We start from the raw sequence: 21106 nt of genomic DNA, 5'->3' as shown, positions 1-21106 counted from the left end.
TTTTTCCGGTGGGCGCCATTAAGTTTCGGCATGACCATCCACATCCGCCCCCTCGATGCCTTTCTTGCGGTTGCCCAGTACGGCACTCTGGGGCGCGCAGCCCAGAAACTCAACATCACCCAGCCGGCCCTGAGCCGGACCATACGCAAGCTGGAAGAGCAGATCGGCATGCCGCTGTTCGAGCGCTACCTGACCGGCATGAAGCTGACCGCCGCGGGCGAGACCCTGCTGCCCCGCGCCGCGTTGATCCAGAAAGAAGCCGAGGCCGCTACCGAAGAAATCGACGAACTGCGCGGCCTGGCGCGCGGTACGATCCGCGTCGGTGCGATCGCCAGCGCGGTCGGACAAATCCTGCCTCAAGCCATCGCCCAGGTACTGGAACAATGGCCCAAGCTGCAGGTGCATATCGTCGAAGGAATCGCCGACGTGCTCGTCGATGCGCTCGTCAACCGGGAGGTCGACCTTACCGTGGGCGCTTCCATGCCGGCCAGCCCCGATATCTGCGCAATCCCGGATTGCCATTGGGAAGACGCGAGCTACATCGTCGCGGCCCCGTCACATCCCCTCCGCGCCAACAACGTCATCACCCTGGCAGACACCCTGGACTACAAGTGGGTACTCTCGCCCGAAGGGACCGCCCCCTACGAGGACTTGTCCAAAGAGTTCGCCAAGGCCGGATTGCCCATGCCGGAGGTAATCGTCAAGACCCGCTCGAACATCACGAACAAGAGCCTGATTTCGCACGGCGGCTTCCTCGGATGGCTGGCTGAACCGCTGTACGAGCCGGAACGGCAGGCTGGCTGGATAGACCGGCTACCGGTGGCCGGCGTGGTCAAGCGCCGCCAATTGCAGGTCTATCGGCGAAGCCACGGGCTATTGCCCCAGCCTGCGGTGAAGCTTCTGGACGTCCTGCGTCGGCTCACGTCTCAGCGTTAATGGGACGGATGCCGCCTCTTCCGTGGAAGCCTTGGTGGCCGGTATCGGCCTGGCACCCGAGCCCCTGCGCACGGCCATCCGCAACAATGTCGGCGGCCACGCCGGCCGCGCTGGCACGCTTCGGCAGCGACTGGGCATGGATGAGCGTGAAGCCACAAGGCAAGGTGGCCGTGGAAAGCACGGACAACCCGAACAGCCGCTCATGGCTGGTAACACCCCGATACTGGGTCTGGACGTGTGGGAGCATGCATACTACTTGCGCTACCAGAGCCGGCGTCCCGAATACATCGCCGCCTTCTACAACGTGGTGGACTGGGATGAAGTCGAACGGCGCTACCAACAGGTCCAAAGCTGAGGCTTCCATGACGACGGCCAGCCGGACCGCTTCCTCCGGACAGGTGCTGCGCAGGACCGTGGGCGCCGCCATCGCGCTGCTGGGCCTGGCCGTGCTGGGGCGGCAACTGTGGGTGCGGATGGCCACCGACCCGGTGGTGCTGGAAGCCTTGATAGGCGGCATGATGGCCGCCGGCGCAACGGCGCTGGGGGCGGTGCCCGTGCTGTTCTCCCAACGCCTGTCCGACCGCGTGCAGGACAGCCTGTTCGGCTTCGGCGCGGGCGTCATGCTGGCGGCCAGCGCCTTCTCGCTGGTGGTCCCGGGCATAGAAGCGGCAAGGCTGCAAGGTGCCGGCCCCTGGGGCGCGGGGATGATGATGGGCGCGGCCATCCTGCTGGGCGCCGCCCTGCTGCTGGCGATGGAACGCTACCTGCCCCACGAGCACTTCATCAAGGGCGTGGAAGGCAAGCACTCGCCCCTGGCCGTGCGCCGCACGTGGATGTTCGTGTTCGCCATCGCCCTGCACAACCTGCCCGAGGGCCTGGCCATAGGCGTGGCCTTCGCCGGCACCGATCCGCTGCGCGCCTCGGCGCTCACCACGGGCATCTCGATCCAGGACGTGCCCGAAGGGCTGGTCGTCGCCGTCGCGCTGCTGGGCATCGGCTACAGCAAGGGCTTCGCGTTCGTGCTGGGTGCGCTGACAGGGCTGGTCGAGCCGATCGCGGCCGTCGTCGGCGCCTCGGTCATCTCCTACTCCGCGATGCTGCTGCCGTGGGGACTGGGCTTCGCGGCCGGGGCGATGCTGTTCGTGATCAGCCACGAGATCATCCCCGAGTCGCACCGCAAGGGGCACGAGGTCTATGCCACCTGCGGACTGATGGTGGGCTTCGTCATCATGATGCTGCTGGACACGGCGCTGGGCTGACGGCACGGCCGGCCGCCGCCAGCGCCGCCGGCTCAATCGTCGTCGTCCAGCCCCAGGTCCTGGATCTTGCGCGTGATGGTGTTGCGACCGATGCCCAGCTTGAGCGCCGCCTCGATCCGGCGGCCTCGGGTAGCGCGCAGCGCGGTCGCGATCAGCATGCTTTCGAACTGGCGGGTCAGGGTCTGCATGATGTCGGGCTCGCCCCGTTGAAGCCGTTGCTCGACGTCGCTTTGCAGGCCGCTCAGCCACGGGTTCGGGCGTTCGGCCACGGCGACGCCACCGGCGGTGCGCGCCGCCTCGGCGCCCGGCGCGGCCAGCACGCCACGCTCCGGCGTCAGCGCCTGCACCGTGGCGGCGGCCCCCGGCGCCGGCGCGGCATGGCCGTCGGCCGGCATCTTCTCCAGGAGCTCGGGCGGCAGGTCCTGCACGTCCACCGTCTGCGCCGGCGCCATCACGGTCAGCCAGTGGCAGACGTTCTCGAGCTGCCGCACGTTGCCGGGAAACGGAAAGCGCGACAAGGCCGCCAGCGCGGCGGGCGTGAAGCGCTTGGGTTCGACGCCCAGGTCGCGCGCGCTGCGCGCCAGGAAATGGCGGGCCAGCAGCGGGATGTCCTCGGCCCGCTCGCGCAGCGGCGGCAGGCGCAGCCGGATCACATTGAGCCGGTGGAACAGGTCCTCGCGGAACAGGCCCTGCTTGACGCGTTCTTCCAGCGGCTGGTGCGTGGCCGCGATGACGCGCACGTTGGCATGCACCGGGCTGTGCCCACCCACGCGATAGAAACTGCCGTCCGACAGCACGCGCAGCAGGCGCGTCTGCAATTCGGCGGGCATGTCGCCGATCTCGTCCAGGAACAGCGTGCCGCCATCGGCCTGCTCGAAGCGGCCGCGGCGCATGCTCTGCGCGCCGGTGAAGGCGCCGCGCTCATGGCCGAACAGCTCGGACTCCAGCAGGTCGCGCGGAATCGCGGCGGTATTGATCGCCACGAAGGGGCCGGAGGCCCGGGCACTGTGCCGATGCAGTGCGCGCGCCACCAGTTCCTTGCCGCTGCCCGACTCGCCGGTGATCATGACCGTGACCTGCGACTGCGACAGGCGGCCGATGGCGCGGAACACTTCCTGCATGGCCGGCGCCTGGCCCAGGATCTCGGGCGTGCCGACCAGGGTCTCGTCGGCCGAGGCCTCCTCGCGCAGGCTTTCCTCGACGGCGCGCCGGATCAGTTCGGTCGCGGTATCCACGTCGAAGGGCTTGGGCAGGTATTCGAAGGCGCCGCCCTGGAAAGCCGACACCGCGCTCTCGAGATCCGAATACGCCGTCATGACGATGACGGGCAGCGCCGGGAAACGCCGCTTGACCGCCTGCAGCAGTTCGATGCCGCCGGCGCCGGGCATCCGGACGTCGGTCACCAGCACCTGCGGCACGTCGTCGTTCAGGGCGTCCAGGGCCTCGCGCGCCGTACCGAAGCTGCGGCTGGGCAGGTTCTCGCGGGCCAAGGCTTTTTCGAGCACCCAGCGGATCGAACGGTCATCATCTACGATCCAGATCGGTTTCATCGCTGCCTTCCTAGGTACGCTCGGGAAAAAAAATCCATCCAATTCTTCGGTCAAGGTAGGGGCAACAGCAGGCGGAAATCAGTCAGTCCCGGCCGGCTGTCGCATTCGATCACACCCTCGTGCTGCTGCACGAAAGTCTGAGTCAAGGTCAACCCCAGCCCGCTGCCGCCTTCACGTCCGGACACCAGCGGGTGGAAGATCCGGTCCAGCAATTCAGGGGGAATCCCCGGACCGTTGTCCATCACATGCAATTCCAATGCCAGCCTGAACCGCTGCTTGGCCAGCGTGACCTGACGCGCCACACGGGTGCGCAGCGTGATCTCGGCATCGCCGGCCGCGATACGCGCCGACAGCGCCTCGGCGGCGTTGCGCACCACGTTCAGGACAGCCTGGATCAACTGCGCCTTGTCGCCCCGGAACTCGGGAATCGCCGCGTCGTAGTCGCGCACGATGCGCAGCCCGTTCGGATACTCGGCCAGCACCAGCGACCGCACGCGTTCGCACACCTCGTGGATGTTGACGTCGCCGACGATACGCGGCGCGCGGTGCGGCACCAGCAGGCGATCCACCAGGGTCTGGAGGCGGTCGGCCTCCTGGATGATGACCTGGGTGTATTCGATCAGCGCGGGGTCGGACAGCTCGGCTTCCAGCAATTGCGCCGCGCCGCGCAGCCCGCCCAGCGGATTCTTGATCTCGTGCGCCAGGTTGCGCAGCAGCTCGCGATTGGCCTGCGCCTGCTCGAGCAGGCGCTCCTCGCGGTCCACCTTCAGCTGCTGCTCGATCTCGCGCAACTCGATCAGCGCCGGCCACGGCTGGCCGTCCAGCGCGACCACGGTCACCGACACCTGGGTCGGTTCGCGCCCCAGGCGATCGATCTCCAGTATCTGCCGCTTGTCGGCGAACAGGTGCCGGCGGGCCTCTTCCAGCGACTGGCGCAGCTGCTCGCCGTCGCGGAACAGGTCGCCGGCCTGGACCGCGTACAACTGCCGCACCGAGACCTCGAACAAGTCCTCGGCCGGCGCGTTGGCATAGCGGATCAGGCCGTCGTCGTCGATGACGAGGATGGCGCTGGACAGCAGCTCGAACGCGGCAAAGGCGTCGGCCGGATAAGGGGAAGGATCTGGCTGCAAATGGGTCATGGCCAATAAAAACGGGGCGTTCGAACGCCCCGTTTTTCGTTGCCGACGACTGATCAGGTCCTGATCAGAGGCCGTAGTACATGTCGAACTCGACGGGGTGGGTCGTGGCGCGGAAACGCGTGACTTCTTCCATCTTCAGGGTGATGTAGGCGTCGAGCATGGCGTTGCTGAACACGCCGCCACGGGTCAGGAACTCGCGATCCTTGTCGAGCGCTTCCAGGGCCTGGTCGAGCGACGAGCACACGGTCGGGATCTTCGCATCTTCCTCGGGCGGCAGGTCGTACAGGTTCTTGTCGGCCGGGTCGCCGGGGTGGATCTTGTTCATCACCCCGTCCAGGCCGGCCATCATCAGGGCCGAGAAAGCCAGGTACGGGTTGGCCAGCGGATCCGGGAAGCGCGTCTCGATACGGCGGCCCTTCGGGTTGGCGACGTACGGGATGCGGATCGAGGCCGAGCGGTTGCGGGCCGAGTAGGCCAGCTTGACCGGGGCTTCGAAGTGCGGAACCAGGCGCTTGTACGAGTTCGTGCCGGGGTTGGTGATGGCGTTCAGCGCGCGGGCGTGCTTGATGATGCCGCCGATGTAGTACAGCGCGAATTCGGACAGGCCGGCGTAGCCGTTGCCCGCGAACAGGTTCTGGCCGTCCTTCCAGATGGACTGGTGGACGTGCATGCCGGAGCCGTTGTCGCCAACGACGGGCTTGGGCATGAAGGTGGCGGTCTTGCCGTAGGCGGCGGCCACGTTCCAGATCGTGTACTTCATGATCTGGTTCCAGTCGGCGCGCTGCACCAGGGTCGAGAACTTGGTGCCGATTTCCAGCTGGCCGGGGCCCGCCACTTCGTGGTGGTGCACTTCGACCGGCACGCCCTGCTGTTCCAGCAGCAGGCACATTTCCGAACGCAGGTCCTGGAAGGAATCGGTGGGCGGGACGGGGAAATAGCCGCCCTTGACCGACGGACGGTGGGCCAGGTTGCCGCCGTCATAGTCGATGCCGGTGGACCACGAGGCCTCTTCCGACTTGATCTTGACGAAGCAGCCCGACATGTCGACGTTCCAGGTCACGCCGTCGAACACGAAGAACTCGGGCTCGGGACCGAAGTAGGCGGTGTCGCCCAGGCCCGAGGACTTCAGGTAGGCTTCGGCGCGCTTGGCCAGCGAACGGGGATCGCGGTCATAGCCCTTCATGTCGGAAGGCTCGACCACGTCGCAGGTCAGGATCAGGGTCGATTCCTCGCGGAACGGGTCCATGCGGGCGGTCGAGGGCTCGGGGATCAGCAGCATGTCCGAGGCTTCGATGCCCTTCCAGCCGGCGATCGAGGAGCCGTCGAAAGCGTGGCCCGTTTCGAACTTGTCTTCGTCCACGGTGTGGGACGGCACCGACACGTGCTGTTCCTTTCCACGCGTATCGGTGAAACGGTAGTCAACGAACTTGACCTCGTTGTCCGCAATCATCTTGAGGACGTCTTTGGGCGTTGCCATTAGGGCTCCTGATAGTCTCGTAACCGCCTCCGGCTCCCGGAGGCTCAAGCGTTCTCGATAGTGCACACAGCGCGACCGGAAGCGATCTGGGCTGAACCGTTGCGCATCAAATTAAGCAGCTTCCGTGCCAGCATCGGCCCGGACCGCTTTCCCGGCCCGCTTGCGCAGGACGGCGCGGCATTCTCGCATATTGGCGGGACGGCGGAGATGTCAGGCCTCGCACCATCATGACGCAAATCCCGACTAAGAATTCCCAATAATGGTGCAAACGGGAATATTCGAGGTATTTTGCACCAAAATAGTGCTTACGTGCTGCGCGATGGCGCGGCGTGCACGTTTGCGGGCGCAGCGCCCGGTCCCCGGCGCGCTACAGGAACAGGCCCTGGAGGTCGTTCAGGAAGCGCCGGCCCAGCGGCGTCGGCCGGATGCGGGTCGGGTCCTCGTCCAGCAGTCCCCGTTCGACGGCGCGGGCAAGCGGCCTTGCGATGGTGGCCAGGTTCAGGCCGGTACGTTCGGCGAAACTCGCCGCCGGCACGCCGTCGGTCAGCCGCAGCGCGTTCAGCATGAACTCGAACGGCAGTTCCTCCGCCCCCACCAGCCGCGATTCGGCCAGGTGCGTCGCGCCGGCCGCGGGGTCCAGCAGCGCGTCCATCCAGGACTGGGGATTGCGCACACGCGCCTCGCGCAGGATGCGGTCATGGAAGGACAGCTTCCCGTGGGCGCCCGGGCCGATGCCCAGGTAGTCGCCGAACTCCCAGTAGTTCAGGTTGTGGCGGCAGCGGGTGCCCGGCCGGGCATAGGCCGATATTTCGTAATGGTCGTACCCCGCCTCGGCCAGGCGCGCCTCGATGCGGTCCTGCATCTCAAAGGCCGTGTCGTCGTCGGGCAGCTCGGGCGGATACTTGGCGAAGACCGTGTTCGGTTCCAATGTCAGGTGGTACAGGGACAGGTGCTCCGTCCCGAAGGACAACGCGGTCTCGACGTCGGCCAGGCAGCCGTCCAGGGTCTGGCCAGGCAGCGCGAACATCAGGTCCAGGTTGACCCGTTCGACATGGCGTTGCGCGATGGCGATCGCCTCGCGCGCGGCCCGGCCGTCGTGGATGCGGCCCAGCGCGCGCAGCCGGTCGTCGTCGAAGCTCTGTATGCCCAGCGAGATGCGGTTGATGCCGCTGGCCGCGAAGTCGGCGAAGCGCGACGCCTCGACCGTGCCGGGGTTGGCCTCCATCGTGATCTCGGCGTCGGGCAGCAGCGGCAGCCGCGAGCGCAGCAGCGCCAGCATGGCGTCCATCGTGGCGGCCGACAGCAGGCTCGGGGTTCCACCGCCGATGAAGACCGACACCACCTTGCGCCCCCAGACCTGCGGCAGGCTCTGGTCCAGATCGGCGGTCAGCGCCTGCAGGTAGCGATCCTCCGGCAGCTCGTCCGGCGCCGCGTGCGAATTGAAGTCGCAATACGGGCACTTGCGCACGCACCACGGCACGTGCACGTATACCGACAGGGGCGGCAGGCTGGTCAGCAGGCTGGGCCCGGGCGCGAACGGCATGGCCGCGCGCGGTGCGGGCGCCCCCTGCCCCGCCGGCCGGATCGCGATGGAGCGGGCCATCAGAACGTATCCAGCTTGCCCATCAGCACCGCCAGCGCCTGGGCGCGGTGACTGATGCGGTTCTTCTCGTCGGCGGACAGCTCGGCCGCCGTGCGGCCCAGGCCGGGCAGCAGGAAATGCGGGTCGTAGCCGAAGCCGCCGCTGCCGCGCGGGTGCTCGATGATCTCGCCCCACCACAGCCCCTCGCCGATCAGGGGCTGGGGGTCGTCGGCCGAACGCACCAGCACCAGCGCGGCATAGTAATAGGCCCGGCGGTCCTGCGCGCCGCGCAGGCGCTCGACCACCAGCGCGTTGTTGGCGGCATCGGACTTCTCGCCGCCATTGCGCGCCGCGTAGCGCGCCGAATAGACCCCGGGCTCGCCGCCCAGCGCCGTCACGCACACACCGGAATCGTCGGCCAGCGCGGGCAGGCCGGTCAGCTGGCTGGCGTGCCGGGCCTTGGCCAGCGCGTTCTCGATGAACGTGACGTGGGGCTCGTCCGCCTCGGGCACGCCCAGGCTGCCCTGGGGCACGAGCTCGAAACCGCGCGGCGCCAGCAGCGACGAGAATTCGCGCAGCTTGCCCGCGTTGTTGGACGCCAGGACCAGTTTTCTTGCCATCGTCGTTCGCTCCGGTCGCGCGGGCATCAGCGGCCCGGATACGGCTGCGCCAGCGCCTCGCGCTGCAGGCGCACGAGATCGGCGATGCCGGCCTCGGCCAGCCCCAGCAGCGCATCCATTTCCTGGCGCGAGAACGGCACGCCCTCGGCCGTGCCCTGCACTTCCACATACGCGCCGCTGCCCGTCATCACGACGTTCATGTCGGTCTCGCACTGCGAATCCTCGGCGTAGTCCAGGTCCAGCACCGGCTGCCCTTGATAGATGCCTACCGATACCGCGGCCACGTGGTCGCGGATGGGCGAGGCCGCCAGGGCGCCGCGCGCCATCAACAGCGCGATGGCGTCGCTGGCCGCGACGAAAGCCCCCGTGATGCTGGCCGTGCGCGTCCCGCCGTCGGCCTGGATCACGTCGCAATCCAGGTGCAGCGTGCGCTCGCCCAGCTTCTCCAGGTCGAACACCGCGCGCAGGCTGCGGCCGATCAGGCGCTGGATTTCCTGCGTGCGGCCGGTCTGCTTGCCCTTGGCCGCCTCGCGGCCGCCGCGCGTGTGCGTGGCGCGCGGCAGCATGCCGTACTCGGCCGTGACCCAGCCCTGCCCCATGCCCTTCAGGAACGGCGGCACCTTGTCCTCGACGCTGGCGGTACAGATCACCTGCGTGTCGCCGAAGCTCACCAGCACCGAGCCTTCGGCATAGCGGGTGTAGCCGCGTTGCAGGGACACGGGGCGCAGCGAGGCGAGGCCGCGGCCGGACGGCCGGGCGATTGCGGAAGGGGCAATGCTCATGAAAAAGACTCCAGATCGGCGGGCGGGCCGGCGCACCGGCGCCCAGGACGCATGGGCCGCGCCGCGGCGGCCGGATGCGGACATTGTACGGGCAAGGCCCCACGAACTTTCCCGTGCGATTTATCATGCTGACTCATGCCGACAAACGCACCGGCCCTGTCGCCGTGCTCGTCGGCCTTGCCCACGTCCTGACAGGCCTTCGCCATGATCCGTAGCATGACCGCCTTCGGCGCCGCGCGCGCCGACACCGACCACGGTTCGGTGTCCATCGAACTGCGCAGCGTCAACAGCCGCTTCCTCGACCTCCACTTCCGCATGCCGGACGAACTGCGCGCGCTGGAATCGCCGCTGCGCGAACTGCTGACCAAGTCCGTGGCGCGCGGCAAGATCGAGGTGCGCGCCTCCATCCAGCGCCGCCTCATCACCGACCCCGACTCCATCAACGTCGCCGCGCTGGAACAGGCCGCCACGCTGTTCCGCAAGGTCCAGGCCGTGCTCCCGGACGTCCAGCCGCCGCGCCTGTCCGAACTCCTGTCCTGGCCCGGCGTGCAGGCGGCCGAGGAATCGGAGGACACCTGGCGCGAAGCCGCCCTGCGCGCCGCCGCCGAAGCGCTGACCCAGATGCAGGAAGCGCGCGACCGCGAAGGCGAACGCCTGGCCGCCATGATCGCCGACCGCGCCGACTCGGTCGCCGCCATCGTGGGCGAGGTCGAACAGCGCATGCCCCAGCTCGTGCACGAATACCGCGAACGGCTCGCGCGCAAGCTGCGCGACACGGTCGAGGCCGCCTTCCCCGGCGGCTTCCAGAACATCCGCGGCGAGGAGCTGTCCGAACGCCTGGCCCATGAGGCCACCCTGTTCGGCCTGCGCATCGACGTGGCCGAGGAACTGTCGCGCCTGCATTCGCACCTGGCCGAGCTCAAGCAACTGATCGGCAAGGGCGGCGCGGGCAAGAAGGCCGACAAGGGCAGCGCCGGCAAGCGGCTGGATTTCCTGTTCCAGGAAATGAACCGCGAGGCCAACACGCTGGGATCCAAGGCCGGCGGGCTGGAAGTGACGCGGGCGGCGATGGATCTGAAGCTGCTGATCGAGCAGATGCGGGAACAGGCGCAGAATATCGAGTAACGCGTCAGAAAGACGACATCAGACCTGGCTCTGTGCCTTTCCATCGGAGCAAATGCCTTGCTCGACCGGCCCCACACCCAGCCCGGGCACGCTGACCCCGCCGCCCGCACCGCGCTGCTCGCTTCCTTCTCCGCGCATCCGGACGCATTCGACGCGCGCCTCTTCGCCCGCCTGCTGGCCGCCCGCGAAGTCCGGCGCGAACTGCCCCTGCTGGGGCTGTCGCAGGAAGCGCTGCGGGAGCTGTACGCCCGCTGGTTTCCGGGCGCTCTCCTTCCCTCGCTGCCGGCGCAGCCAGAGGCCGACACCCCGTTCACGGCCAACCTGCGCGCCCACATGCTGGCCTGGCGCAACCCCGCGCTTCCCGCCGCCGACGTCGCCTGCCTGGCGACGATCATCGCCCACGCCTGTCTGCGGCCCGACCACCTGTGGCGCGACCTGGGGCTGGCCGGGCGCGACGACGTCACGCGTGCGCTGCATCGCTACTTCCCGGGGCTGCCCGAACGCAATACCGGCGACATGCGCTGGAAGAAATTCCTGGCGTACGACATGGCCGTCACGCGGGGCGAAACGCCGCAGCCCGCGCCTGGCTGTCCGGGCTGCGAGGAATACGGACGCTGCTTCCCGAAACGCCTGCGCTAGCTAGGACCGGTCGACGTGCCCCAGGTCGCGCCCCGGGTCCAGCCGGTCGCGCACGCGCTGCTTGAGTACCTTCGCATCCGGAAAGCCGCCATCGGTCTTCCGGTCCCAGATCAGTTCGCCGTCGTAGCGGATCTGGAAGACGCCGCCCGTGCCCGGCACCAGCGCGACCTGCCCCAGGTCCGTGCCGAAGGTAGACAGCAGTTCCTGCGCCATCCAGGCCGCGCGCAGCAGCCACAGGCACTGCGTGCAATAGGTAATCGAAATGGCGGGTCCGTTCATGCCAAGGCCTCCATCAGGTGGACGGCAGCAGCGCATCCAGCCGGGATTTCAGCAGCCGGGGGAAATGCGGCCTCCAGCGGGCATTGGCGGGCGACGGATGCGGCAAGGGATGCAGGCGCAGGACCCGTTCGCCGCCTTGCGCGCGCAGGGGCACGGCAACGCTGGACTCGTACTTGTCCTCGCGCCGCCAGAACTCGCGCACGGCGGCCAGTGCGTCGCCCGCCAGGCCGATACCGAACCATTCGAAGGCTTCGTTGCCCAGGGTGATGACATCGCCGCCGCGCCACCGCGCCGCCAGGATGCGCCGGATCAAGGGCTGGAAGCGCCGCCGCACCGCGGGCGACCACGCCTTGTTGTGCAAGGGCTTGTAGGGCACGGTGCTGATCCAGAAGAAGCCCGCGCCGACGCGCAAGCCTTCGTCGAACGAATACGGCACGTCCGGCGCCAGATGGCGGTGCAGTTCGGCGCGCAGCAACTGGCCGGAACTGCCCACGAAGGGTTGCCCGTGCCGGACTTCGTCCGCCCCCGGGTCGCGGCCGAAGAAACACAATGGCGCATCGACGGGCCCCAGACCTAGAATAGGAACGAGCGGATCGCGGCCGGCGGCGGCATAGGCCTCGGCATCGATGCGATCGAGGCCCGCGGCCAGGCGGCGGAAGGCGGCGAGTTGTTCGGCGTCCAGGGGCATGGCGGGGTGAAACTAGAACCGGAACGGCATTGTAGGGTCGGCCGGGGCGATGGAGAAGCAGCGCATGAGCAAGGCGAAAAGCGTGTCTTCCGTACGCGTGGGCATAGGCGGCTGGGTGTTCGAGCCCTGGCGCGGCAGTTTCTATCCCGAAGGCCTGGTGCAAAGCCGGGAACTGGAGTACGCCAGCCGCCACGTGACCTCCATCGAGATCAACGGCACGTTCTATGGCACGCAGAAGCCGGCCAGCTTCGCCCGCTGGCACGACGAGACGCCCGAGGACTTCGTCTTCGCGCTCAAGGGCCCGCGCTTCGCCACCAACCGCCGCGTGCTGGCCGAGGCCGGCCCCTCCATCGACAAGTTCCTGGCCAGCGGGCTCGTGGAACTGAAGGACAAGCTGGGCCCCATCAACTGGCAGTTCCCGCCCACGAAGAAGTTCGATCCCGACGACTTCGCCGCCTTCCTGGCGCTGCTGCCTCCGGAATACGAAGGCCGGCGGCTGCGCCACGCGGTGGAGGTCCGGCACGAGAGCTTCGCCGTGCCGGCCTTCGTCGATCTGCTGCGACGTCACGAGGTGGCGGCGGTCGTGGCGGACAAGGACGGCGTGCCGCACCTGCACGACGTGACGGCGCCGTTCGTCTACGTCCGGCTGCAAAGCGCGCGGGAAGACCGCAAGCTGGGCTATGCGCCGGCCGATCTCGATGCCTGGGCGGAACGCGCGCGGGCATGGGCCGGCGGCAAAGCGCCTGCCGACCTGCCCTGCCTGGCCGGCTCGCCGGCCAAGGCCGCGCGGGGACGCGAGGTGTTCGTCTACATGATCAACGGCTTCAAGCCCAAGGCGCCGGCCGCCGCCATGGCCCTGATCGAGCGGCTGGGCTGAACGCGGCCGTCGGTCAGCCCGTCAGCGACGCGCCGCCGCAAACCTGCACATCCTGCCCGGTAATGGCCGCGGCGGCGTCCGACAGCAGGAAACCCACCAGCGCCGCCACTTCGGCCGGCTCGATCAGGCGGCCCAGCGGCGGCAGGCGCGGCGCGCTGGCGGCGCGGCCGGGATCCTCCAGCATGGCCGTGCGCGTGGCCGCGGGCGACACCACGTTCACCGTCACGCCCCGCGCCGCCACCTCGGCCGCCCAACTGCGTCCCATGGCCACCAGCGCCGCCTTGACCGCGGCGTACTGGCTGCGTCCGGCCATGCCGCGGGACACGCGGCTGCCGATCAGCACCACCCTGCCATGGCCGCGCGCGGCCATGGCAGGCACCATCCCGTCGGCGAGCTGGCTGGCCGCGGCCACGTGCAACCGCCACATCTGCTCGAAGGCGGCGCCGTCCAGGCTGCCCAGCGGCGCGGTCCGCATGATGCCCGCCGCGTGGACCAGCGCATCGCAGTCCTGCAAGCCGGGCAGGATGCCGGCGATGGCCCCGGCGTCCGCGAGGTCGGCCGGCCGGCCTTCGAAGCGAGGATGATCCAGGGTCGCCGCCGCGCGGTCCAGCCCGACCACGTGCCAGCCCTGCCCCAGCAGCGCCTGCGCCACCGCCCGGCCGATGCCGGCGCTGCTGCCCGTCACCGCCGCGCGGCGCTCATTCCGCACGGATGTTGCCCTCGACGATGATCTTCTTCGACCGCGCCATGTCTTCCTGCTGGAAGCGTGCGAAGTCCTCGATGGAGCCAGCCTTCAGCACCAGCCCCTGCTGCTCCAGCTTCTCGCGCATGCCGGCCTCCAGTGCCTTGTTGACCTCGGCGTTGAGCTTGCGGGCGATGTCCATCGGCAGCTTGGCCGGACCCCACAGGCCGTACCAGCTGTAGAACTCGTAGCCCGGCACGGTCTCGCCCACGGTGGGCACTTCGGGCAGCGTGGGCACGCGCGACCGCGACGTGACGGCCAGGATCTTGAGCATGCCGCCCTTGTAGTAGGACATGGCCCCCAGGATGGGATCGATGAAGCCGGAGATCTGCCCCCCGACCAGATCCTGGTAGGCGGGCGCGGACCCCTTGTACGGCACGATCAGGTAGTTCATCTGCCCCGCCCGGCGCAGCAGCTCGGTGGCGAGCTGTCCCGCCGAGCCGGTGGAGCCCACCGCGAAACTGAGCTGGCCCGGGTTCTGCCGCGCGTAGTCCAGCAGGCCCTTGATGTCGTTGAACGGCAGCGACTTGTTCACGGCCACCGACAAGGGCGCCTGGGCCACCAGCGAGATGGGCTGGAAATCCTTTTCCATGTCGAAGGGCGCGGACTTCATGGTCATCGGCGTGGTGGTCACCGTCGACGCGTTGAACATCAGCGTGTAGCCGTCGGGCGACGCCTTGGCCACGGCGGCGGCCCCGATCATGCCGTTGCCGCCGGCCCGGTTCTCCACGACGAAGGACTGGCCGGTCTGCTCGCTCAGGCGCTGCGCCAGTTGCCGTCCCACCGTGTCCAGCGTCCCGCCGGGCGGGAACGGGATGATGATGCGCACCTCGCGGGCGGGATACGGCTGCGCCGATACGGCACCGGCCACGCACAGGGCCGCGGCCGCCAGCCCGGCGGCAAGAAAGGGTCTGCGTTGCATGTTTGTCTCCGTCTTGTTTTGAATCGCGTCGCGTCCGGGGTCAGCGCCGCAGCAGTCCGGCCTGTTCCACCGCTGCCCGCAATGCCGCCATTTCCCTGGCGTCGGGCACTTCGGTGGGCGGACGGACGGTGGCCTCGTCCAGCACGCCGGCCAGGTACATGCCGGCCTTCATGCGGGCATGGGCCTCGCCGGTGGGTTCGCCGCCGCCGTACACGGCGTCCTTGAGCGGCGTGATGAGCGCCTGGATACGCTGCGCGCGCTTGAGGTCGCCTTCCTGCACCGCCCGCCACAAGTCGCCGATCAGCTGCGGAATGAAGGTGGCGAAGCCTACCAGCGCGCCGTCCACGCCCTGCACCATGGACGCCAGCAGGTATTCGTCGTGGCAGGTCAGGATGGCCTTGCCGGCGTCGGCGTCGCGGATGGCCTGGATGTCGCGCGCGTACTTGTTCATGTCGCGCTGCCCGACCTTGAAGGCCTGCACGTACGGCAGCCGGGCCAGGTCGGCCAGCAGGGCCGAGGAGTAGGCCGCGCGCGTCCAGGCGGGATACACGTGGCAGACCAGGTCGGCGCCCGGCGCCGCGCGGTGGATGGCGTCGAAGTACTGCAAGGCATGGCCGGACGTGAAGCCGAAGCGCAACCAGTGATGCGGCGGCATCACGTCCAGCCCGGCCGCACCGGCCTCGACGGCGGCGCGCGCATGTTCGGCCGCTTCCGACAGGCCTTCGCAGACGATGGACGAGATCACCGGCAGCCGGCCGCGCAGTTCGTCGGCGACGATGCGGGTGACGGTGGCGCGCTCCGCCGGCGTCAGCGAAAAGACCTCGCCGGTATGGCCGTTGGTCATGACCGCGACGACGCCCTCGTGGCCGGCCAGCCAGGAGGCCAGCCTGCGCAGCGCGGGCTCGTCGATGCGGTGATCCGGGGTGAAGGGGCAGGCGATCGCGGGAATGATGCCGCGGTAGTTGGCGATGGCAGGCAAGTGGGTCTCCATGAGGCTGCGGTGGGTAGAATCCATCATTGCCGGCCGCCCGCGCGGCGTCCAATACTCGAAATGCATACAACTATCGCGGAGACGACACCCCACGATGGGACCGGACAATCGCCCCCTGGACCTGGAATGGCTGGAAGATTTCGTCGCGCTGGCCGACAGCGGCAACTTCTCGCGCGCGGCCGAAGCCCGCGCCATCGCGCAGCCTGCGTTCAGCCGGCACATACGCGCGCTGGAGGAATGGGTGGGCGCCGACCTGGTCGACCGCGGCGCGCACCCGGCCACGCTCACCGCCGCCGGCAGGCGCTTCCTGCCCCTGGTGGAAGACGTGCTGGCCAGGCTGGTGGCCGCCCGCATCAAGGCCCGCATGGCACATGACCAGAGCGTGGCCAGCCTGCGCATCGCGGTCACGCACGCCCTGTCGCTGTCCTTCCTGCCCGGGTGGCTGGCGCGCCTGGAAGGCAGCCTGCAACTGGGTGCGGTCGAGATGATGGCCGACGGCACGGCCGCCTGCGAAGAACTGATGCTCCAGCGCAAGGTCCAGTTCCTGCTGTGCCACGCCCACCCCGCGCTTCCCGGCCGGCTGGACGAGGCCGCCTGTCCCGTGGTGCGGCTGGCGGACGATACGCTGGTCCCCGTGTGCGCCCCCACGCCCTCGGGCTCCCCCCGCCACGACCTGCGCCAGGACGCCCCCATCCCGCTGCTGGCCTACGGCGAAGCCTCGGGCCTGGGGCGCATCCTGCGCACCGGCCTGGGCGCCGCGGCGCGCGACCCGCGGCTGCATCCGGTATTCACCGCGCCGCATGCGCTGCTGCTGGAAGCCCTGGCCCTGGAAGGCCGGGGCGTGGCCTGGCTGCCTCGCAGCCTGGCGGCGCCGGCGCTGGCCCAAGGGCGGCTGGTGGAAGCCGGCGATGCCTCGTGGCATGTCGCCGCCGAGATCCGCCTGTACAGGCAGCACGTGGACATGGCGCCGACCGCGGAGTCCCTATGGCAACTGGCGCGGCTCGTCGACGCGCCCGCCTAGATCGCCTTCCTGCCGAAAGACGCCTCAAAAGGGCTGCTGCCGCTTCTTGTCCAGCCGCCGCAACTGCACCTGCATTTCCTTGACCGCCTGCACGCTGCCCTTGGCGGAGGCTGCCGCGATGCCGTCGGCCCAGGCCGCGCGGGCCTCGTCCTCGCGGCCCAGTGCCAGCAGGGCCTTGCCGAGCTGCTTCCACGCGGCGGCATAGCCGGCATCCAGGTCGACCGCGCGCCGCAGGTGTTCGGCGGCCGAGGCGGCATCGTCCTCTTCCAGGTAGAGATTGCCCAGCGTGAACCGCAGCAGCGCATTGTCGCGGCCGGCGGCGATCATCTTCAGGAAATTGTTCTTGTCCATGGCCTTGCGTCCATCGGCCCCGAGGGGCCGCCATGGGCAGGATAACGCGAACGGCGCGCCGCCGCTCAGTAGCGCTCGGGCACCATCATGCTGTCGGGCACCGGCCGCCGGATGTAGTCCTCGTGGCGCACGCGATGGGGCAGGTCGATGTGGGGATGGGGAATATCGTGATAGGGAACCAGGCTCAGCAAATGGTCGATGCAGTTGAGCCTGGCCTTCTTCTTGTCCACGGCCTGCACCACCCACCACGGCGCCTCGTCGATGTGCGTGCGCTCGAGCATGATTTCCTTCGCCCGGGTGTAGTCCTCCCAGCGCCGGCGGGACTCCAGGTCCATGGGGCTGAGCTTCCACTGCTTCAGGGGATCGTGGATACGGCCCAGGAAGCGCAGGTGCTGCTCGTCGTCGGTGATCGAGAACCAGTACTTGACCAGCTGTATGCCCGACCGAACCAGCATGCGCTCGAACTCGGGCACCGAGCGGAAGAACTCCTCGTACTCGTCGTCGTTGCAGAAGCCCATCACCCGCTCGACGCCGGCGCGGTTGTACCAGCTGCGGTCGAACAGCACGATTTCGCCCGCTGCGGGCAGGTGCGATACGTAGCGCTGGAAATACCACTGCGTGCGTTCGCGGTCGTTGGGCGCGGGCAGCGCGGCCACCCGGCACACCCGGGGATTCAGGCGCTGGGTGATGCGCTTGATCACGCCCCCTTTTCCCGCCGCGTCGCGGCCCTCGAAAATGATGACAACCTTGTGCCGGGTGTGCACGACCCAGTCCTGCAGCTTGACCAGTTCGGCCTGGAGCCGGAACAGTTCGCGGAAATATCGGCGGCGTGCGTCGCGGTCCTCTTCCACCCGGGCGGGCTGGCCGTCGGCGTCCCACTCGCGGTCCTCGAATTCGATCTCCAGCTCTTCGTCGTAGCTGTCGATCAGGTCGCGGTGGATGCGCTGCATCAGTTCTTCGTGGTGGTCGGAAATCGGCTGGTAGCTCATGGGGCGCTTGGAAAGGTCGGGCCAACGCCTCTTTTTGCTACACGGACATGACATGGTCATGACACCGCGGCCGAGCCTCCCTATTGCACGCGGCCGAACCACCACAGCGACAGCAGGCCCGACAGCACTGCCAGCAAGGCGCCCAGCGCGGTGAACAATGCCGTGACCTCGACCACGTCGCGCTTGTCGAACGCCAGCCGCGCACTGAGCGAGCGATATACCTTCCTGAGCTCGCCCGCGTCCTGGGCCTGGAAATACTGCGCGCCGGTCATGTCGGCCACCTTCTTCAGCACGTCCTCGTCCAGCCGCACGCGCATGGACCAGCCGTCGGCCGACAGCGTCGTGCCCTCGGGCGTCCCGATGCCCACTGTGAATATCCGCACGCCATATCCGGCGGCGACCTCGGCCGCCTTCAGCGCATCGGGCCCGGTGTTGTTCTGGCCGTCGGACAGCAGCACGATGGCCCCGGACGGGTACGAACCCGGAACCGCCGCGTCGCCCCGCCCCGCGGCTGACAGGTCCGGCGATGTCGGCCCCCGGGCGCTGCCGCCGTCCAGGAAGCGCTCGACGTCGATACCCGCATTGGGCAACACCGTTGCCAGCGCGATGATCAGGCCGCTGCCGAGCGCGGTGCCGCGCTGGGGCTCCAAGCGCTCGATGGCGGCGATCACGTCCTCGCGCTTGCGCGTGGGCGACTGCACCACGGCCGCCGCGCCGGCTACCGCGACCACCGACACGCTGACGTTGGCCGGCTGGCCGTCGACGAACTCCTTGGCCGCCCGCTGGGCCGCGAAGATGCGGGTGGGCTTGATGTCGTCGGCCCGCATGCTGCCCGACATGTCCATGGCCAGCACCACGGTCTCCAGCCGCGAGGGCAGCATCATCAGTGCCTGCGGCCGGGCCATCGCGACGATGAGCGAGCACAGCCCGAGCAGCAGCAACAGCGGCGGCAGGACGCGCCGCAGCCGGGACGGCCGGACGCTGGCGCCCACGACGTCCAGTGCGGGATAGCGCAGGGCCATGCCGCGGCGCAGGCGGTCCAGCCGCCAATAGCAGAACGCCAGCGGCGGGACCAGCACCAGCAGCCACAGCATCTTGGGCCACAGGAAAGTCAGGGCGGGCAGGTTCTCCATGCAGATGCTTCCCGGTTCAGATGTCTCGGGCCCAGGGCCCGTTCAGTCCACCCACGAGCTGGCTGCGCCGGCGGCGCAGCCGCATGAAATGCAGCAGTGCCCGGTCCAGCCGCTCGTCGGTGGCCAGTTCCAGGCAATCCACGCCCGCCTCGGCCAGGGCCTTGCGCAGCGCCGTCTCGCGCTCCGTGGCAGCGGCGGCGAAGCGCCGTCGGAAGCCGGGATCGTGGGTATCGACGAAAAGCTGTTCGCCGGTCTCGGCATCCTGCAGCACCACCAGGCCCAGATCGGGCAAGGCCTGCTCCAGCGGGTCGTACAGACGCACCGCGACGACCTCGTGGCGCTGGGCCAGCACGCCCAGCGTCTGCTCCCAGCCCGGCGCGCTGATGAAGTCCGAGACCACGAACACCACCGAGCGCCTGCCTATGGCCGACAGCGAACGCTCCAGCAGGTCGCCCAGCCGTGTCTCGCCCGACTTGCCGTCGGCCCGCAGCGCGCCGATGCGGTCCAGCACGTGCAGCACGTGGCGCCGGCCGGTGCGTGCGGGAATCGAGCCCTCGCCCTGGCCACCGTACAGGACCGCGCCGACGCGGTTGCCATAACGCGTCAGCAGCCGCGCCAGCACGGCCACGAAGCTGGTCAGCACCGCCCGCTTGCGCACGCCGGCCGAGCCGAAATCGACCGAGCCCGACAGATCCAGCAGGAACCATGCCGATACCTCGCGGTCCTCCTGGAATTCGCGCACGTGCGGCGATTGCAGCCGCGCCGTGACGTTCCAGTCGATGTGGCGCACGTCGTCGCCCGCCTGGTATTCGCGCAGGTCAGCCAGGTCCAGGCCGAAGCCCCGGAACAAGGTGCGATAGTCGCCCTGCAGTGCGCCGTCCAGGCGGCGGATGACCGTCCACTCCAGGCGGCGCAGCAGCTCCTCGGCCTCGCCCTTGGCAGGAACCGACGCGACCGCCGCGTCGTTGGCCGGCTCGGCCGGCCGCTTACTGAACCGCCGCAACCCGAACATGCGAATCCAATGGCCGCTCCGGGGCCGGCAAGGTCTGGAGGATGCGCGTGATGATCTGGTCGGACCCGAGCCCGTCGGACAGCGCCTCGTATGACAGCACCAGCCGGTGCCGCAGCACGTCGGGAATCAGGTCGACCAGGTCCTCGGGCAGCGCATAGTGCCGTCCGCGCAGGAAAGCGAGCGCGCGCGCCCCTTCGACCAGGTTGATGGTGGCCCGCGGGCTCGCGCCGAAGGTCAGGTAGCGCGACAGGTCGGACAGCCCGTAGGCCTCGGGCCGGCGCGTGGCGGCCACTACCTTCACCGCGTACTGCACGAGGCCGGGATCGACGTACACCTTGCGGCACTCCGCCTGCAATTGCGTGAGCTGCTCGGTGACCGCGACCGGCTGCACCTGCACCGGCGGCCCCGTGACCCGGTCGACGATCACGAACTCCTCTTCCTCGCTCGGATAGCCGACGATGACCTTCATCATGAAGCGGTCGACCTGCGCCTCGGGCAAGGGATACGTGCCCTCGGTCTCGATCGGGTTCTGGGTGGCCATCACGAGGAACGGCGACGGCACCTTGTGGGTTTCGCCCGCGATGGTGACCTGCCGCTCCTGCATGACCTCCAGCAGCGCGCTCTGCACCTTGGCCGGCGCGCGGTTGATCTCGTCGGCCAGCAGCAGGTTGGCGAAGACCGGACCCAGCACCGTGGAGAAATCCCCGGTGCGCTGGTTGTACATGCGCGTACCCACCAGGTCCGCCGGCAGCAGGTCCGGGGTGAACTGGATGCGCTTGAACGAGCCTCGTATGGTCTTGGCCAGCGTGTTGACGGTCAGCGTCTTGGCCAGGCCCGGCACGCCTTCCACCAGCAAATGCCCCTGGGCCAGGATGGCCACCAGCACCCGCTCCAGGAAGTGGTCCTGCCCCACCACCACGCGCTTGACCTCGTACAGCAGCCGTTCCATCAGGTTGGCGCTGTCTACGGCACTCATGGGCTTGTCGTTCATA

23 protein-coding genes are annotated in these 21106 nt (G+C 68.8%); 7 read left to right on the top strand and 16 right to left on the bottom strand.

What is annotated here, in order from left to right; translation table 11 throughout:
• The first annotated feature begins 30 nt into the window (after window positions 1-30).
• The 3 genes from ABD104_RS12630 to ABD104_RS12620 are packed head-to-tail and all read left to right on the top strand — an operon-like array spanning window position 31 to window position 2195.
• The gene (locus ABD104_RS12630; RefSeq protein ID WP_087839472.1) at window positions 31-936 is read left to right on the top strand and encodes a LysR family transcriptional regulator; all 906 of its coding nucleotides are present in this window, start codon (window positions 31-33) and stop codon (window positions 934-936) included.
• Window positions 937-958: 22 nt separating this feature from the next.
• Complete coding sequence (locus tag ABD104_RS12625; protein WP_338618665.1) at window positions 959-1291, top strand: superoxide dismutase; 333 nt, start codon at window positions 959-961, stop codon at window positions 1289-1291.
• Window positions 1292-1298: 7 nt separating this feature from the next.
• Window positions 1299-2195 (top strand): ZIP family metal transporter, encoded by an 897-nt coding sequence (locus ABD104_RS12620; protein ID WP_343927620.1) that lies wholly within the window; start codon window positions 1299-1301, stop codon window positions 2193-2195.
• A 32-nt stretch (window positions 2196-2227) separates the two neighbouring features.
• On the opposite strand, the gene ntrC is transcribed toward ABD104_RS12620, so the two are convergent.
• The 6 genes from ntrC to rph form a co-directional block, all read right to left on the bottom strand.
• A complete protein-coding gene (gene ntrC / locus ABD104_RS12615; protein WP_132980032.1) occupies window positions 2228-3745 on the bottom strand; it encodes a nitrogen regulation protein NR(I) in 1518 nt (505 codons plus the stop codon).
• 50 nt (window positions 3746-3795) lie between these two features.
• Window positions 3796-4884 (bottom strand): nitrogen regulation protein NR(II), encoded by a 1089-nt coding sequence (gene glnL / locus ABD104_RS12610; protein ID WP_087839469.1) that lies wholly within the window; start codon window positions 4882-4884, stop codon window positions 3796-3798.
• A 64-nt stretch (window positions 4885-4948) separates the two neighbouring features.
• The gene (gene glnA, locus ABD104_RS12605; protein ID WP_087839468.1) at window positions 4949-6361 is read right to left on the bottom strand and encodes a type I glutamate--ammonia ligase; all 1413 of its coding nucleotides are present in this window, start codon (window positions 6359-6361) and stop codon (window positions 4949-4951) included.
• Window positions 6362-6728: 367 nt separating this feature from the next.
• Complete coding sequence (gene hemW, locus ABD104_RS12600) at window positions 6729-7964, bottom strand: radical SAM family heme chaperone HemW (RefSeq protein WP_343927619.1); 1236 nt, start codon at window positions 7962-7964, stop codon at window positions 6729-6731.
• The gene (rdgB, locus tag ABD104_RS12595) at window positions 7964-8563 is read right to left on the bottom strand and encodes an RdgB/HAM1 family non-canonical purine NTP pyrophosphatase (protein ID WP_087839466.1); all 600 of its coding nucleotides are present in this window, start codon (window positions 8561-8563) and stop codon (window positions 7964-7966) included. Before rdgB ends, hemW begins: the two co-directional genes overlap by 1 nt.
• Before the next feature lie 26 nt (window positions 8564-8589).
• Window positions 8590-9345: a ribonuclease PH gene (rph, locus tag ABD104_RS12590; protein WP_087839465.1), complete on the bottom strand. Its 756-nt coding sequence runs from the start codon at window positions 9343-9345 to the stop codon at window positions 8590-8592.
• A gap of 204 nt (window positions 9346-9549) precedes the next feature.
• Between rph and ABD104_RS12585 the strand changes: the two genes are divergently transcribed.
• A complete protein-coding gene (locus tag ABD104_RS12585) occupies window positions 9550-10470 on the top strand; it encodes a YicC/YloC family endoribonuclease (RefSeq protein WP_279817638.1) in 921 nt (306 codons plus the stop codon).
• Window positions 10471-10527: 57 nt separating this feature from the next.
• Complete coding sequence (locus ABD104_RS12580; protein WP_087839463.1) at window positions 10528-11109, top strand: nitrogen fixation protein NifQ; 582 nt, start codon at window positions 10528-10530, stop codon at window positions 11107-11109.
• On the opposite strand, the gene ABD104_RS12575 is transcribed toward ABD104_RS12580, so the two are convergent.
• Together ABD104_RS12575 and ABD104_RS12570 are read right to left on the bottom strand one after the other, a co-directional pair.
• Window positions 11110-11388 (bottom strand): Rdx family protein, encoded by a 279-nt coding sequence (locus ABD104_RS12575; RefSeq protein ID WP_132980029.1) that lies wholly within the window; start codon window positions 11386-11388, stop codon window positions 11110-11112. It lies immediately after the preceding gene.
• Between the two features lie 13 nt (window positions 11389-11401).
• Window positions 11402-12076 (bottom strand): uracil-DNA glycosylase family protein, encoded by a 675-nt coding sequence (locus ABD104_RS12570; protein ID WP_343927618.1) that lies wholly within the window; start codon window positions 12074-12076, stop codon window positions 11402-11404.
• A gap of 64 nt (window positions 12077-12140) precedes the next feature.
• Here ABD104_RS12570 and ABD104_RS12565 point away from each other — a divergent pair, with 64 nt between their 5' ends.
• Window positions 12141-12953, top strand: coding sequence for a DUF72 domain-containing protein (locus tag ABD104_RS12565; protein WP_087839547.1), 813 nt, complete (start codon window positions 12141-12143; stop codon window positions 12951-12953).
• Between the two features lie 13 nt (window positions 12954-12966).
• Here the strand turns inward: ABD104_RS12565 and ABD104_RS12560 are convergent, their stop codons facing one another.
• The 3 genes from ABD104_RS12560 to ABD104_RS12550 are packed head-to-tail and all read right to left on the bottom strand — an operon-like array spanning window position 12967 to window position 15596.
• Window positions 12967-13662, bottom strand: a complete 696-nt coding sequence (locus ABD104_RS12560; protein WP_087839460.1) for an SDR family NAD(P)-dependent oxidoreductase — start codon at window positions 13660-13662, stop codon at window positions 12967-12969.
• Window positions 13652-14617 (bottom strand): Bug family tripartite tricarboxylate transporter substrate binding protein, encoded by a 966-nt coding sequence (locus tag ABD104_RS12555; protein WP_087839459.1) that lies wholly within the window; start codon window positions 14615-14617, stop codon window positions 13652-13654. The genes ABD104_RS12560 and ABD104_RS12555 overlap by 11 nt, the downstream gene beginning before the upstream one ends.
• A 40-nt stretch (window positions 14618-14657) precedes the next feature.
• Window positions 14658-15596 (bottom strand): dihydrodipicolinate synthase family protein, encoded by a 939-nt coding sequence (locus ABD104_RS12550; protein ID WP_087839458.1) that lies wholly within the window; start codon window positions 15594-15596, stop codon window positions 14658-14660.
• Between the two features lie 106 nt (window positions 15597-15702).
• Between ABD104_RS12550 and ABD104_RS12545 the strand changes: the two genes are divergently transcribed.
• Window positions 15703-16629, top strand: coding sequence for a LysR family transcriptional regulator (locus ABD104_RS12545; RefSeq protein ID WP_087839457.1), 927 nt, complete (start codon window positions 15703-15705; stop codon window positions 16627-16629).
• Between the two features lie 24 nt (window positions 16630-16653).
• On the opposite strand, the gene ABD104_RS12540 is transcribed toward ABD104_RS12545, so the two are convergent.
• From ABD104_RS12540 to ABD104_RS12520, 5 genes are all read right to left on the bottom strand, one after another.
• Window positions 16654-16980 carry a tetratricopeptide repeat protein gene (locus ABD104_RS12540; RefSeq protein ID WP_087839456.1) on the bottom strand — a complete coding sequence of 109 codons (327 nt, stop codon included), beginning with the start codon at window positions 16978-16980 and terminating at the stop codon, window positions 16654-16656.
• 65 nt (window positions 16981-17045) lie between these two features.
• Complete coding sequence (gene ppk2, locus ABD104_RS12535) at window positions 17046-17969, bottom strand: polyphosphate kinase 2 (protein ID WP_087839455.1); 924 nt, start codon at window positions 17967-17969, stop codon at window positions 17046-17048.
• 80 nt (window positions 17970-18049) lie between these two features.
• A complete protein-coding gene (locus ABD104_RS12530) occupies window positions 18050-19102 on the bottom strand; it encodes a VWA domain-containing protein (protein WP_087839454.1) in 1053 nt (350 codons plus the stop codon).
• A gap of 16 nt (window positions 19103-19118) precedes the next feature.
• The gene (locus tag ABD104_RS12525; RefSeq protein ID WP_087839453.1) at window positions 19119-20114 is read right to left on the bottom strand and encodes a DUF58 domain-containing protein; all 996 of its coding nucleotides are present in this window, start codon (window positions 20112-20114) and stop codon (window positions 19119-19121) included.
• Window positions 20089-21090, bottom strand: coding sequence for an AAA family ATPase (locus ABD104_RS12520; protein WP_371695852.1), 1002 nt, complete (start codon window positions 21088-21090; stop codon window positions 20089-20091). The genes ABD104_RS12525 and ABD104_RS12520 overlap by 26 nt, the downstream gene beginning before the upstream one ends.
• Between the last annotated feature and the right edge of the window lie 16 nt (window positions 21091-21106).

The sequence above is a fragment of the Pigmentiphaga daeguensis genome (assembly GCF_039523035.1).
Classification (GTDB): domain Bacteria; phylum Pseudomonadota; class Gammaproteobacteria; order Burkholderiales; family Burkholderiaceae_B; genus Pigmentiphaga; species Pigmentiphaga daeguensis.
Note: the sequence above shows the minus strand (reverse complement) of the source record. Positions and strands in the feature narration are given on the sequence as shown.

Coding starts and splice junctions, on each gene's coding strand:
- ABD104_RS12630 (WP_087839472.1), top strand. CDS start 31: ATGACCATCCACATCCGCCCCCTCGATGCCTTTCTTGCGGTTGCCCAG.
- ABD104_RS12620 (WP_343927620.1), top strand. CDS start 1,299: ATGACGACGGCCAGCCGGACCGCTTCCTCCGGACAGGTGCTGCGCAGG.
- ntrC (WP_132980032.1), bottom strand. CDS start 3,745: ATGAAACCGATCTGGATCGTAGATGATGACCGTTCGATCCGCTGGGTG.
- glnL (WP_087839469.1), bottom strand. CDS start 4,884: ATGACCCATTTGCAGCCAGATCCTTCCCCTTATCCGGCCGACGCCTTT.
- glnA (WP_087839468.1), bottom strand. CDS start 6,361: ATGGCAACGCCCAAAGACGTCCTCAAGATGATTGCGGACAACGAGGTC.
- hemW (WP_343927619.1), bottom strand. CDS start 7,964: ATGGCCCGCTCCATCGCGATCCGGCCGGCGGGGCAGGGGGCGCCCGCA.
- rdgB (WP_087839466.1), bottom strand. CDS start 8,563: ATGGCAAGAAAACTGGTCCTGGCGTCCAACAACGCGGGCAAGCTGCGC.
- rph (WP_087839465.1), bottom strand. CDS start 9,345: ATGAGCATTGCCCCTTCCGCAATCGCCCGGCCGTCCGGCCGCGGCCTC.
- ABD104_RS12585 (WP_279817638.1), top strand. CDS start 9,550: ATGATCCGTAGCATGACCGCCTTCGGCGCCGCGCGCGCCGACACCGAC.
- ABD104_RS12575 (WP_132980029.1), bottom strand. CDS start 11,388: ATGAACGGACCCGCCATTTCGATTACCTATTGCACGCAGTGCCTGTGG.
- ABD104_RS12570 (WP_343927618.1), bottom strand. CDS start 12,076: ATGCCCCTGGACGCCGAACAACTCGCCGCCTTCCGCCGCCTGGCCGCG.
- ABD104_RS12565 (WP_087839547.1), top strand. CDS start 12,141: ATGAGCAAGGCGAAAAGCGTGTCTTCCGTACGCGTGGGCATAGGCGGC.
- ABD104_RS12555 (WP_087839459.1), bottom strand. CDS start 14,617: ATGCAACGCAGACCCTTTCTTGCCGCCGGGCTGGCGGCCGCGGCCCTG.
- ABD104_RS12545 (WP_087839457.1), top strand. CDS start 15,703: ATGGGACCGGACAATCGCCCCCTGGACCTGGAATGGCTGGAAGATTTC.
- ABD104_RS12540 (WP_087839456.1), bottom strand. CDS start 16,980: ATGGACAAGAACAATTTCCTGAAGATGATCGCCGCCGGCCGCGACAAT.
- ppk2 (WP_087839455.1), bottom strand. CDS start 17,969: ATGAGCTACCAGCCGATTTCCGACCACCACGAAGAACTGATGCAGCGC.
- ABD104_RS12530 (WP_087839454.1), bottom strand. CDS start 19,102: ATGGAGAACCTGCCCGCCCTGACTTTCCTGTGGCCCAAGATGCTGTGG.
- ABD104_RS12525 (WP_087839453.1), bottom strand. CDS start 20,114: ATGTTCGGGTTGCGGCGGTTCAGTAAGCGGCCGGCCGAGCCGGCCAAC.
- ABD104_RS12520 (WP_371695852.1), bottom strand. CDS start 21,090: ATGAGTGCCGTAGACAGCGCCAACCTGATGGAACGGCTGCTGTACGAG.